Source organism: Sulfurospirillum sp. 1612, assembly GCF_036556685.1.
Classification (GTDB): domain Bacteria; phylum Campylobacterota; class Campylobacteria; order Campylobacterales; family Sulfurospirillaceae; genus JAADIZ01.
On the sequence record NZ_CP140614.1, the window covers coordinates 1,170,394 to 1,184,012 of the forward strand.

14 protein-coding genes are annotated in these 13,619 nt (G+C 36.7%); 8 read left to right on the top strand and 6 right to left on the bottom strand.

Annotated elements, in window-relative coordinates; translation table 11 throughout:
• Positions 1-3: 3 nt before the first annotated feature.
• From SFB89_RS05780 to rarD, 4 genes are all read right to left on the bottom strand, one after another.
• Positions 4-1,089, bottom strand: coding sequence for an amino acid ABC transporter permease (locus tag SFB89_RS05780; protein ID WP_331776002.1), 1,086 nt, complete (start codon positions 1,087-1,089; stop codon positions 4-6).
• 1 nt (position 1,090) lies between these two features.
• On the bottom strand, positions 1,091-2,245 hold the full coding sequence (locus tag SFB89_RS05785; RefSeq protein ID WP_331776003.1) for an amino acid ABC transporter permease: 1,155 nt from the start codon (positions 2,243-2,245) through the stop codon (positions 1,091-1,093).
• Between the two features lie 67 nt (positions 2,246-2,312).
• Positions 2,313-3,338 (bottom strand): amino acid ABC transporter substrate-binding protein, encoded by a 1,026-nt coding sequence (locus tag SFB89_RS05790; RefSeq protein ID WP_331776004.1) that lies wholly within the window; start codon positions 3,336-3,338, stop codon positions 2,313-2,315.
• Positions 3,339-3,527: 189 nt separating this feature from the next.
• Positions 3,528-4,421, bottom strand: coding sequence for an EamA family transporter RarD (rarD, locus tag SFB89_RS05795; protein ID WP_331776005.1), 894 nt, complete (start codon positions 4,419-4,421; stop codon positions 3,528-3,530).
• A 101-nt stretch (positions 4,422-4,522) separates the two neighbouring features.
• Between rarD and SFB89_RS05800 the strand changes: the two genes are divergently transcribed.
• The gene (locus SFB89_RS05800) at positions 4,523-5,893 is read left to right on the top strand and encodes a class II 3-deoxy-7-phosphoheptulonate synthase (RefSeq protein WP_331776059.1); all 1,371 of its coding nucleotides are present in this window, start codon (positions 4,523-4,525) and stop codon (positions 5,891-5,893) included.
• A gap of 42 nt (positions 5,894-5,935) precedes the next feature.
• On the opposite strand, the gene SFB89_RS05805 is transcribed toward SFB89_RS05800, so the two are convergent.
• On the bottom strand, positions 5,936-6,514 hold the full coding sequence (locus SFB89_RS05805; protein WP_331776006.1) for an ATP-binding cassette domain-containing protein: 579 nt from the start codon (positions 6,512-6,514) through the stop codon (positions 5,936-5,938).
• A gap of 1 nt (position 6,515) precedes the next feature.
• Positions 6,516-7,748, bottom strand: coding sequence for a glutamate-5-semialdehyde dehydrogenase (locus SFB89_RS05810; RefSeq protein ID WP_331776007.1), 1,233 nt, complete (start codon positions 7,746-7,748; stop codon positions 6,516-6,518).
• A gap of 129 nt (positions 7,749-7,877) precedes the next feature.
• On the opposite strand from SFB89_RS05810, the gene SFB89_RS05815 reads away from it, so the two are divergent.
• The 7 genes from SFB89_RS05815 to trpC all read left to right on the top strand — a co-directional run bounded on the left by SFB89_RS05815 (position 7,878) and on the right by trpC (position 13,618).
• Entirely contained in the window at positions 7,878-8,831 is a 954-nt protein-coding gene (locus tag SFB89_RS05815; RefSeq protein WP_331776008.1) for an NAD(P)-binding domain-containing protein, read from the top strand.
• A 151-nt stretch (positions 8,832-8,982) separates the two neighbouring features.
• Entirely contained in the window at positions 8,983-9,942 is a 960-nt protein-coding gene (locus SFB89_RS05820; protein WP_331776009.1) for an NAD(P)-binding domain-containing protein, read from the top strand.
• Positions 9,939-10,517, top strand: coding sequence for a hypothetical protein (locus SFB89_RS05825; RefSeq protein WP_331776010.1), 579 nt, complete (start codon positions 9,939-9,941; stop codon positions 10,515-10,517). The genes SFB89_RS05820 and SFB89_RS05825 overlap by 4 nt, the downstream gene beginning before the upstream one ends.
• Before the next feature lie 6 nt (positions 10,518-10,523).
• Positions 10,524-11,216, top strand: a complete 693-nt coding sequence (locus SFB89_RS05830; protein ID WP_331776011.1) for a tRNA1(Val) (adenine(37)-N6)-methyltransferase — start codon at positions 10,524-10,526, stop codon at positions 11,214-11,216.
• Entirely contained in the window at positions 11,203-11,577 is a 375-nt protein-coding gene (locus SFB89_RS05835; protein ID WP_331776012.1) for a YkgJ family cysteine cluster protein, read from the top strand. The genes SFB89_RS05830 and SFB89_RS05835 overlap by 14 nt, the downstream gene beginning before the upstream one ends.
• Complete coding sequence (locus SFB89_RS05840; protein WP_331776013.1) at positions 11,553-12,836, top strand: tetratricopeptide repeat protein; 1,284 nt, start codon at positions 11,553-11,555, stop codon at positions 12,834-12,836. The genes SFB89_RS05835 and SFB89_RS05840 overlap by 25 nt, the downstream gene beginning before the upstream one ends.
• On the top strand, positions 12,833-13,618 hold the full coding sequence (gene trpC / locus SFB89_RS05845; protein ID WP_331776014.1) for an indole-3-glycerol phosphate synthase TrpC: 786 nt from the start codon (positions 12,833-12,835) through the stop codon (positions 13,616-13,618). The genes SFB89_RS05840 and trpC overlap by 4 nt, the downstream gene beginning before the upstream one ends.
• The last annotated feature ends 1 nt before the right edge of the window (position 13,619 follow it).

A 13,619-nucleotide genomic window follows, 5' to 3' on the forward strand; every position in this document is an offset into this window, starting at 1 on the left:
TTCCTACTTATTATTTGTATTGAATCGTTTTTCTAATGATCGGCTGTAAACAGACATGCTATAACAAAATACCCAAAAGAGTATCGTGACAAATACATATCCTTCTGTTTCAAAACCAAGCCATTTTGAATCACTTGAGGTAAGTTGAACCATCGCAAGTAAATCAAAGAGACCGATAATTAGTACCAATGTGGTGTCTTGAAAGAGGGCAATAAAACTTCCAACAAGATTTGGAATCGCCACTTTCAATGCCTGAGGCAATATGACCAGTATCATCTTTTGCCAATAGGATAATCCAATAGCATCAGCTGCTTCGTATTGACCGCTTGGTATGGATTGTAACCCTCCCCGAACAATTTCAGCAATATAAGCTGCTTGAAAGAGCGTAATACCGATGAGCGCACGCAAGAGTTTGTTAAAAGTGATACCTTCTGGGAAAAAGAGTGGAAGGATAACAGATGACATGAAAAGAATCGTAATCAAGGGAACGCCACGAATAAATTCGATATACGTAACACTAATACTTTTAATAATAGGTAGCTTTGAAGACCTACCAAATGCAAATAAAATACCAATAGGGAAAGAACACACAATACCGACAGCTGCGACGATGATAGTGAGCATTAAACCACCCCATTTATTGGTGTCAACGACATTTAATCCAAAAAATCCACCACGGATTAAAATAAATGCCACAATAAAATATCCTGTTAACATAAAAAATCTAACAGTATCTTTTTTTATAAGTTTAAACAATCCAATGAGTACAACAAAGAAAATCGCGACGAGATTCACGCGCCAGCGATCAACTTCAGGGTAGAAACCATACATAAACATACTCATCTTGACCTTGATGAAAACCCAACAAGCACCATCTCCGGTACATTGTGCCCTTGAATCTCCTGCAAAATGAGCATCAATCAAAGACCATTTGATAAAAGGAGGAATAATCCAAACTAAAATAGCAATACCGAGCATTGTTAATGCCGTATTTAATGGCGAAGAAAAAAGATTATCTCGCATCCAATGGATTGCACCTTTTGAGTTTGATGGCGCTTCTCTTTGTGAAATTTTATTATATACTGCCACGCTATCTTTCCTTAATCTTCATTTTATGGTTGATCCAATTGAGTAGTGCTGATACCACAAGGCTCACCACCAAATAAACCAACATCGTGATAGAGATAATCTCAATTGCTTGTCCTACTTGATTGAGTGTAGTTCCCGCGAAAACCGTTACCAATTCCGGATATCCAATCGCCGTTGCCAACGAAGAGTTTTTGACAATGTTAAGATATTGGTTGATGGTTGGCGGAATGGCAATTCTTACTGCTTGAGGCAAAACTACCAATTTTAGTGCTTGATAACTAGATAGTCCTATAGATGCAGCGGCTTCTTTTTGTCCTTTATTAACTGCTTCAATACCACTTCTGACCGCTTCTGCAATAAAGGTTGCCGTATAAATGGTAATGGCCATGGCTAAAGCAATAAATTCTGGATAAAATTGTTTACCCCCTTGGAAGTTGAATCCTTGAAGATGCGGATATGAAAAATCAAAATTTGCACCACCAACAAAATATCCAATAATAGGTACCACAATCAACAATCCCAACCCCACAGGTAAGACTGGAAACTCTTGTCCTGTTTGTTCTTGTCTCTTGTTTGACCATCGATTAAGAAAAAAAACAAAGACAATGACAAGGATAAATGACAAAAGTACCGAAATAACGGTTGCATCAAGGGCAGGTTGTGGAATATAGAGTCCACGATTGTTAATAAAGATTGTGCCAAAGATATCAATGCTGCCCCTCGGAGAAGGAAGGGAACGTAAAACGACGTTATACCAAAATAAAATTTGCAATAATATTGGAATATTTCTAAAAATCTCAATATAGGCTGCTGAGAGTTTTCTCATGAGCCAATTCTTTGAGAGCCTGAGTACCCCGACAAAAAGACCGAGTATCGTTGAAAATATGATGGCAACAAACGAAACAATGAGGGTGTTTAAAAGTCCTACTAAAAAAACTCTACCATAGGAGTTTGAAGGGGTATAAGATATCGGACTATCATTGATACCAAATCCTGCGGTTGAATTTAAAAATCCAAAACCGGTTTTAATGCCTCTTTGTTCTATATTGTGAGTAGTATTGACCCCAATATACCACAAAAATGCAACAACACCAATAATTGTAATGAGTTGAAATAGATAGCCTCTAACTCTTCTATCTCGTAAAAATGCTAGCATTATGCTCCTTTATGTGACACGTAGTGAGAGGGCAGGGACGAACCCTGCCGAAAAATAAAATATGATATTATTTGAATGGTGGAGAATATTGTAATCCGCCATCTTTCCATTGTGCATTAAGACCTCTTTCGATTTTAAGAGGAGATCCCATACCGACATTGCGTTCAAATGATTCACCATAATTACCAACTTGTTTGATAATATTATATGCCCAATCTTTTTTCAAGTGAAGATTTTCACCCAATCTGCCTTCTGTACCAAGAATTCTCTTGATAGCAGGATCTTTTGTAGTAGCTTTGAGTTGATCGACATTTTTGCTTGTGATACCGCGTTCTTCTGCGGCTACCATAGCATTGTAAGACCATTTTACGATGTTAAACCATACATCATCACCTTGTCTAACAACCGGTCCCAAAGGCTCTTTTGAGATGATTTGAGGCAGAATTATAGAACCACTTGGGTCTTTTAGTGTTGTTTGCAACGCATGCAATTGAGACGAATCTGATGTCATAACGTCACAACGACCACTCTCATAACCATTTCGAACTTGTGCCGTGGTATCGTAAGAAACAGATTTATATTTCATACCATGAGATGCAAAGTAACTTGCGAGGTTTAATTCTGTTGTTGTACCTGCTTGAACACAGACTGCTGCACCGTTTAAGTCCAACGCACTTTTGACACCAAGAGATTTATGAATCATAAAAGCTTGTCCATCATAAAAGTTAACACCGGCAAAATTTAAACCCAAAGAAGAATCTCTTGTTTGTGTCCATGTTGTATTTCTTGAAAGGATATCAATCTCACCACTTTGAAGTGCTGTAAATCTTTCTTTTGCTGTCAAAGGGGTATATTTAACTTTTGATGCATCACCTAAAACAGCGGCTGCGACTGCTCTACAAACATCAACGTCAATACCGCTCCAGTGGCCACTTGCGTCAGCTGATGAAAATCCAGGAAGTCCTGTGTTAACACCACATTTTACAAAGCCATTTTTTTGTACGTCACTTAAGGTATCAGCCTGAAGGGCTGAAGCACTTAATCCCAAAACTGCGATTGCAGCAATAGAAATTTTTGCGATTTTTGATCTCATGTTGTTCCTTTTAAGTTGTTTATGGATGTCATTGTAGCACACAACAAACAAATAATTATTATTTGCATAGGCTAAATTTTAATCACATCTTAATAAACTATACTACATCTTGCTTTCACGTAAAATTAAAGTGATGTAAAAAAAGTGTAATTATTTTTTTATGTTTCGCAAAGTTACAAAGATGCTAAATTAATGGGAAAACCGTTTTTTTGATAGTTTAGAGTCAAATGAAAACAATACCAAAGCAAGCCAAATCAGTAAAAATGTCAATAATTTTTTTTGATCAAACGGCTCATGATAGACAAAGATTCCGAGCAAAAATGAGATACTTGGGCCGACATACTGAATGAAACCAAGTTTCGTAAGCGAAATGCGAGTCGCTGCAGCATTAAACCACAAAAGCGGCAAGACAGTAATCAATCCAGCACTAATCAAGAGAATAGATACAGTGTTGATAGTAAAATCAAAGGTGTTTTGAGACGTTGAGACTAGATAGTAAAAATATAAAAGAGCAAAAGGCAAAATCACTAACGTTTCAATAAATAGTCCAGCTACTGAAGGCAGAGAGATTTTTTTGCGAAGCATACCATAAAATGCAAATAATGAAGCAAGAGATAATGAGACAAGGGGGATAGAACCCACAGAGATTAGTTCATTTAAGATAGCTAGAAATGCCAATAAAATTGCAATTTTTTGTAATTTTGATGGAATTTCTCCAAAAAATATAATACCTAATAGGATACTGATAATAGGGTTAATATAATATCCCAAACTGGCCTCTGTTATCATATCATGAGAGATAGCCCAGATAAAAATAAGCCAGTTTGATGAGACTAAGATTGACGTAATCATTAGAATCCTGACTTTTTTCCAATCTTTTAAAATAGCGAGTACTTGTCGAGATTGTTTTGTGTAGCCAATCAAGAGTGCTAAGAAAACAACAGACCAAACGATTCTATGAACAAGAACCTCAGCAGGAAGTACGCTACTGGTCAATTTAAAATATATTGGGACAAGTCCCCAAAAAATAAATGCGGCTAAGGCATATAAAATACCTTTTTTCTCTTCATTGTGTTCCTGCACGCGAATCCTTGATTTTTTTTTGCTTATTTTACTATTGTTTTCTTAATTCTAAAGTTTAACATTGTATAATGATTATAAAATTCAAGTAAAGGTAATTGATGATGGAAGAATGGACTAAGACTTCTTGGAGAACAAAAGCAATAAAACAACAACCTACTTATCCAGATAAATCGGAGTTACAAAAAGTCGAAAAGATATTAAGCAAATATCCTCCTCTCGTTTTTGCGGGGGAAGTGAGAAGCCTTAAGCATGAGTTTGCAAAAGTCTGTGAAGGCAAAGCATTTTTATTGCAAGGTGGCGATTGTGCAGAGAGTTTTGCAGAGTTTAATGCTGATAATATTAGAGATATGTTTAAAGTCATCATGCAGATGGCCGTCGTACTAACTTTTGCCGGTGGTTGCCCTGTTGTGAAAGTCGGCAGATTAGCCGGACAATTTGCCAAACCAAGATCGAGTGATTTTGAAGAGATTGATGGAGAAAAACTACCAAGTTATCGTGGTGATATCATCAATGATAATAATTTTAGCGAAGATTCTAGAATTCCAGATCCCAATAGAATGTTACGCGCCTACAATCAATCATCTGCGACCATGAATCTTTTACGTGCATTTGCTAAAGGGGGATTGGCTGATTTACATCAAGTTCACAAATGGAATCTCGGTTTTGTTAAAGATAATGCTTTGGGTGGTAAATATAAAGCATTGGCTCATAAAATTACGGAAACATTGGAATTTATGGAAGCATGTGGTATCACTTCTGAAAATACACCGATGATTAATGAAACCATTCTTTATACTTCTCATGAGGCGTTACTCCTCAATAATGAAGAAGCCTTGACGCGTGAAGACAGTCTAAGCGGTGATTGGGTTGATTGTTCTGCTCATATGCTCTGGATTGGTGATAGAACTCGTGATGTCGATGGTGCACATGTAGAGTTTTTGCGTGGAGTTATTAATCCAATTGGTATCAAAGCAGGACCAAGTATTACGCCAGATGAATTGCTTGCGTTAATAGATAAATTAAATCCTGAAAATGAAGCGGGACGTATTAATATCATCATCCGAATGGGTGCGGATAAGATTACATCAGAATTGCCCAAACTCATCCGTGCGGTGAAAGCCAGTGATAAAAAAGTCATTTGGAGTATTGACCCGATGCATGGCAATACCATCAAAGCCTCAAACAACTATAAAACCAGAATGTTTGATGAAATTTTACGAGAAGTCAAAGGATTTTTTGACGTACACAAACAAGAGGGCACCTTCCCAGGAGGAGTGCATCTTGAGATGACAGGACAAGATGTGACCGAATGTGTCGGTGGTGTTGTGGATGTCACAGAAGAAAATCTTAGTTCGCGATACAACACCCATTGTGACCCAAGACTGAACGCAGACCAAGCACTGGAATTGGCATTTTTGATAGCCGATTCACTCAGAGAAGCCAAAGACCGATTTAAAAATCAAGAAAACTAAAAAAGAAGAGGCCGGTTTTGGTCTCTTAAAAATTTTCCAACATTAATCTACGTGCAGTGAGATGATACGATCACTGCACCATTTTGCGAGATGCTCATCATGAGTGATAAGCAAGATTCCGACACGATCCAAAAATCTCATGAGCAATTTCATCACTTCAAGTTGGGTAATATTATCAAGCGCACTGGTGGGTTCATCGGCTAAGATTAACTGAGGATTCATCAAGATAGCTCTAAGGATTGAGCATCTTTGTAACTGTCCACCACTCAATTGATGGGGCTTTTTCTCCAATAAAGCAAGGTCGAGATTTAATTCCTCACAAAGCTTTTCATACCCTTGCAATGGCGCAACATCTCGAATTTGATTGATGATGGTATAGGTTGGATGAAACGATGTATAGGGATCTTGGTAAATTTGCGAAAATGATGCTACGTTGATTGTCCCTTTGTTGGGTTTCAAATTGTGGCTGATGAGTTCAAACAAGGTGCTTTTCCCTGACCCGCTGGGGCCGACAATACAGACAACTTCACCTTGTTTCATACTTAAATCAAACGCTTCATATACGGTATGTTTTCCATCGTATGAAAAGTACAAATCTTGAATCTCTAAAATATTTGACATATTATCGAATATTTCCCTGACCGTATAATTTGTACTTGTAAGTCGTTAGGTCGTGGATTCCCATCGGTCCACGTGCATGGATTTTACTTGTACTAATGCCAACTTCCGCACCAAAACCAAACTCTGCCCCATCTGTAAAACGAGTGCTAGCATTGACATACACACAAGCTGAATCGACCTCATTCAAAAAACGCTCGGCATTGGCGTAAGATTCACTCAATATAGCATCTGAATGTCCAGAACCATAGTGATTGATGTGATTGATGGCTTCTTCTAGGTTGGCGACGACTTTAATGGAGAGTATATTATCAAGATATTCAGTGCAAAAATCCTCTTCTGTCGCAGGTAAAATGTCGATAATTTTTCTTGTTTGCTCGCATCCTAAGAGTTTAGTTCCCATGGCATCAAAAGCATTTTTGAGTTCTGGCAGTGCCTTTGGTGCAATATTTTGATGCACTAAAAGTGTTTCCATAGCATTGCAAACACCCGTTCTTTGACATTTTGCATTCACAGCAATTTTAGAAGCTTGGCTGATAGAGGCACTCTCATCTAAAAATATATGACACAATCCCTTATCATGTTTGATAACCGGGATATTAGAGTGTTCTGAGACGTATTTAATCAAGGCTGCTCCTCCTCGCGGAATGATAAGATCAACAAACTGATCCATAGTAATCAATTGGGCAATACCCTCGCGTGAATAATCTGGCAATAAAGAGATGAGCTCTTTTGGTAACTGGCAAGCTACCAATGTCTCTTGTAAAATCTTTGCAATCGCAATATTGCTATTTTTTGCCTCTTTTCCCCCTTTTAAAATACAGACATTACCACTTTTAAAGCACAGCGCGGCGGTGTCACTAGTCACATTAGGGCGACTTTCATAGATAATCCCAATCACACCAATCGGCACTGATACTTTTTCGATTTTTAATCCCCCTGGTGTCACCCAACCATCCAAAATACGACCGGTAGGCTCTCCCAAGGCTGCGATTTCTTTGAGACTACGCGACATATCATGAATGCGTTCAGGCGTCAATGTCAAGCGGTCCATTAATGATTCTGGCAATGCTGCGATGTGACCGGCATCGATATCTATTTTGTTTGCTTTTAAAATATTATCTTGATGTTTTTCTAGATTCTCTGCCATTTTCTTGAGTACGTCTGATTTCGTTTCGGGTTTGAGTGTCGAGAGTATTCTGCTTGAATCTTTTGCTTTTCTTAAAAAATTTTCCATTTTTTTCCCTTAATGTAAACTTTATAATAAAAATTGAATAAAATTTTAAAGATTTTACTCTTATTTTAATGTAAGTAAGCTAAAATAGTTTCTATATTAGATAAAATTAAGCAAAAATAAGGAGAGAAAATGCAGCAAATGTATGATGTCTTAATTATCGGTAGCGGGCCAGGAGGCGTCGGTGCCGCAATTGAATCAAAGGTTCTAGGACTAGAAAAAATACTCGTCATAGAAAAAGGAGACAATCACTCTCAAACCATCAGAAAGTTTTATAAAGATAACAAAAGAGTCGATAAGGATTATCAAGGCCAAGAGGTAGAAATCAAAGGAAATGTCCAATTTCTTGATGGAACCAAAGAGAGTACACTAGACTATTTTGACCAATTAATTGATAATGAAGAGATTGATGTTGTTTTCAATAGCGAAGTCGAAAAAGTTGAAAAACAAGAGGGATATTTTTTAGTCACTACGGCCAAAGCCACATACAAAGCGCAAAATGTCATTATAGCCATAGGAAAGATGGGAAAACCGAATAAACCAAGCTACAAAATCCCTCCTTCTATCAGACAAAAGGTAAATTTTAATCTAGAGCGATGTACTCATGGTGAGAAGATTTTGGTTGTGGGAGGCGGTGATTCTGCTTCGGAATATGCTGTCTATCTTGCCAAAGAAAATACCGTCACGCTCAATTATCGAAAAAAAGAGTTTACACGCCTCAATAGTATTAATGCAAAAGAGATTGCTGATGCCAATGGAGAAGAGCGACTACGATTGAGAATGGGGCGCAATATTTTGAGCTTGGAGAATGAATCTGGTGCGGTTAAAGTAAATTATGATGATGGATATAGTGTGGTTTACGACAGAATTATTTATGCAATTGGTGGTACCACTCCTGTGGAATTTTTGAAAAAATGCGGTGTGGCGCTGGATGAGGGCAAGCAGCCGATTATTGATGAAAACTTTGAAACCAATAACAAAGGGATGTATATCGTCGGAGATTTGGCCGTAGATAGTGGTGGTAGTATTGCCATTGCACTCAATCACGCATTTCATGCCATCACCCATATACTCGGTAAAAAATAAGATTATCAAGCATAAAGTGGTAATCTCAAGAAATACATGATATGATTTAGGATAAATTTTGCCTTATTTAATTTATTTTAAGTAATTTTTTACCACTTTATTAATATAACTAAGGTAAAATCACTTTTTTATAATATAAAGGAGTTTTTTTATGCCTCAAGTATATGATCTCATCATTATTGGTGGGGGGCCCGGTGGCATCGGTGCTGCAGTTGAATCCAATGTCCTGGGTATCAAGAATATTTTGATGATTGAAAAAGGCGACAACCATTCTCAGACCATTAGAAAATTTTACAAAGAACATAAAAGAGTCGATAAAGATTACAAAGGTCAAGTTGTCGAGTTAGAAGGAAGTGTCAAGTTTGAAGATGGCACCAAAGAAAGTACCCTTGATTACTTTGATTCGCTTTTGGATAATGATGAAATTGATGCCATATTTAACAGCGAAGTAGAGAGTGTCGAAAAATCAGGTGATACCTTTTTGGTGACGACTGCAAATGCTGGTTATATCGGTAAAAATGTCATTATCGCCATCGGAAGAATGGGAAAACCAAACAAACCTACCAATTATAAAATCCCGCCTTCTATCACACAAAGAGTCAATTTTAATTTAGATAAATGTGTGCCCGGTGAGAAGATACTCGTAGTAGGTGGTGGTAATTCTGCTGCTGAGTATGCGATTGACTTAACCGCCAAATATACGGTCACTTTAAATTACCGAAGAACAAAATTTAACAGACTCAATGATATCAATTTAGAGACATTGTACCGATTAAATGGTCTTGAAAAAATGAGATTACGATTGGGTTGTGATATTACCTCTTTAGAGAATGAAGATGGCTTAGTAAAAGTGAATTTTACGGATGGTTACTACACGATATATGATCGTGTCATCTATGCAATTGGTGGAACAACACCTGTTGAATTTTTGAAAAAATGCGGTATTGAATTAGATGAGAAGGGTGAGCCGATATTTGATGAAAATTATGAAACTTCAAGCAAAGGCTTATTTGTCGGTGGAGACATTGCGGTAAGAAGTGGTGGTAGTATTGCGATTGCGCTCAATCACACCCATCATATTGTGTCGTATATATTAAAACATAAAAAGTGATGCGATACAGTTCTCTTTCGATTCTTTTAAATTTTATTCTTTTTATTGTGCTTGCGTTGGGTGGGGTATATTGTTATAAAACCCAACGCAAACATGAAGCGAAAATCTTAGAATTGAAACAGAACTTTATCGAAAAAACAGCCATTCGTTTTGAAGATTTACCCAAGCGTACTCAAAAAAGATACCTTTATATTGGGGCACCTAGTGATTTTGATGTAGTGTCTTCTGATGCGGATGATACCAACCAAACACGCCACTATATCCATGAATTAAAAAAGAAGTTGATTATCGTACAAAAAGACAATCTTCTTCTTGCTGAAGAAAAAGATAAGATCCAAAAATCTTTATTGAAAACGAAAACAGAACTCATGGAACAAAAAAAACTTTTATTATCACAAAGTTTAGAACAGATGAATGAAGCCGAACAGCAACATTATGAGAATATCAGTGCCTTAAGAAAACGATTGACGGAGTTAGAGCGAGAAAATATTGATTTGATGCAAGAGGAAAATGAAAAAATTATCATGTTGCAAAACAAAATAAAAAGCTTGGAGCGACAACGAGATGGGAAATAAGCCCGCATGCTAAAATTATATCAGTACAAACAGGGGTATCGTTACAATAGTGATACTATTTTTCTATATAATTTTATTACGCAATTTGATCTCAAAGGCTCCGTCTTGGATGTGGGGTGCGGTTGTGGTGTCTTGGGCTTATTGTTAAAGCGCGATTTTAATAAAATTGCCTTGACGCAAATCGACATACAAGAACGCAATATCGCCTTAACCCAGCGCAATGCCGAGGCCAACAAACTAAAAACTTTGACGCTTCATGATGATTTTCTTACGCATGATTTCAGTGAGAAATTTGACTGCATCATTAGCAATCCTCCTTTTTATAATAGAGGTGCCCTAAAGAGTGAAGATCCATCGCTTTATTTGAGTCGTCACAGTGATGCTTTGGATTTTGAACGTTTTGCTATTAAGGCGTATCGGCTATTAAAGCATCGAGGATCTTTTTTATTTTGCTATGATGCTAAACAAATTGATCTTTTGATGAGTAAATTGGTCGCAGCAAAATTCAAAATTAATCACCTCCAATTTGTCCATGTTCGCGCCAATAAAGAAGCCGGATTGGTCATGGTTCATGCCAGACGAGACTCAAAAAGTCTCTGCAAAACGTTACCGCCTATCATTCTTTATGAGGGAGACAGTTTGCGAGATGAGATCAAAAATTTTTATATAAAGGCTGATACAGACAGTGAAGATATCTAAAGAAGGGTTTGATTATAGTTTTGATCCCAAAGCATGCGAGACGTGTGCGGGAAATTGCTGTATTGGCGAGAGTGGATACATTTGGGTTGATCGACAAAAAGCTAAAGAGATTGCCGACTTTTTAGGGATAAAAATTGAAGAATTTTCTCAAAATTATCTAAAAAAGGTTCAATATAGATTTTCGTTAAAAGAGATTGAGTATAATGGTGGTTATCGGTGTGTATTTTTCAATCTTGAAAAACGAGCATGCACCATTTATCCCGTGCGACCAAAGCAATGTGCTAGCTTTCCGTTTTGGGAATATTTCAAAAAAAATATCAAAGAATTGGAGGATGAATGTCCAGGTATAACGCGCCTTTAGTCTTTATTTTATTGTTTCTCTTTTATGGCTGTTCTACCAAAGAACCCACATCAATGATTGGTAAAAAAACGTTTCAAAATGAAGATGTTTTGATTCTCAAGGCACTCGAATATCAAAGAGAAAAACAGTATGATAATGCTCTTGAAACCTATAAAATACTTTATGAAAAGAGCCATAAAGTTAATTATTTAGAAGAAGAAGCACGCCTCTCTTTTTTATCCAATAATCAAGCCAGAACATTGGATATTTTAAACCGGGCCATAGAAAAATATCCCAATAATATTTTGTTTAAACGATTGAAATCTGGATATTATATGAAGACAAAAGCATACTCCAAAGCAGAAAAACTAGCTTTAGAGATTCTCAAACGAGAGAGGAATGCTGAAAATCTTTCTCTTTTAGGTGATATCTATTTTCTAGAAAAGTCATACAATCTTTCATTAAAATATTATGAGAGTGCCTTTAAGACAAACGAATCTGAAAATCTGCTTTTAAATATGGTCAATCTCCTTTACAAATTTCTCGATAGAAAAAAAGAGGCGATTTCGTATCTAGAGACCTATATTCGCATGAAAGATGCCAGTGAGCATGTCTATTTTGCATTGGTTCGTATCTATGGACAAGAAAAAAATATTGATGGATTGATTTCTACTTATGAAGAGTTATATACTAAATTCAAAAAAGATGAATATGGGAAAAAAGCCATAGAATTATTGATTTATAAAAAAGACAAACAAGCAGCCATCAAATTTTTGGAAGAGAGTGATTATAATCCTCAAATGCTACTCGATCTTTATACCTCTAACAAAGATTACAAAAACGCGTATCGTATTGCTCAATCGCTGTATAAAAAAACCAATAATATAGATTTTTTAGCCAAAATGGCTATTTTTGAATATGAAAAAAATAAGAACCATCTCAATCCAAAAATTTTGAATTCAATCTCCAATAAATTTGAAACGGTCATTGAGAAATTTCATGACCCGGTTTATCTTAATTATTATGGGTATTTGTTGATTGATCATGATTTAAATATCAAAAAAGGAATCAAACTGGTCAAACTCGCTCTTGAATCAGATAAAAATTCACCCTTTTATTTGGATTCTTTAGCTTGGGGATACTATAAACTGGATGAATGTCGCAAAGCATTAGAGGTGATGAAAAAAATCATCAATGAGACCAATGAACCTGAAGTTTTGTTACATTACAAAATGATACAACAGTGCTTAAATCAAAAAAACAGTAAAGAGAAACAATGATATTAGATGACATAATCAAAAAAACAAAAGAAGATTTAGAGATTCGAAAAGAAGAATTTTCGATGGATTGGCTAGGGCGTAGTTTGGCGTACAATCCCTTTCCTCCTAGAGATGTTATGGAGGCCTTAACCACGACCAAAGAGGAGCCCTACCGCATCATTGCAGAGGTCAAAAAAGCAAGTCCGAGCAAAGGAGTGATTCGTGAAGATTTCGATCCCTTGCAGATTGCAAAAGATTACGAAGCCGGTGGTGCCAATGCGATTTCTGTCTTGACAGAGCCACATTTTTTTCAAGGAAATATCGAATATTTGACGATGCTCAGACGATACACCTCCTTGCCTCTTTTGCGTAAAGACTTTATTATAGATGAGTATCAGATTCTCGAAGCAGCGGTGTATGGCGCCGATTTTATTTTATTGATTGCCAAAGCGCTCGAGAAAAAAACATTAAAAAGATTGTTGGAATATGCGTGGCATTTAGGGTTAAATGCCTTGGTTGAGATTCATGATAAAGATGATTTAACAAAAGCGATTTTTGCTGGAGCTGAGATTATTGGTATCAATCATCGAAATTTGGAGACATTTGAGATGGACATGAAACTGAGTGAAACATTGATTCCGATGATTCCTAACGGTAAAGTTTTAGTAGCCGAGAGTGGTTTGTCTGAAAAATCCACACTTGAGGAGTTGCATCACATTGGTGTTGATGCCTTCTTGATAGGAGAATTTTTTATGAGACAAGAAGATATCACTAGTGCGCTTGCTCATTTTAAAGAGGCGTAAG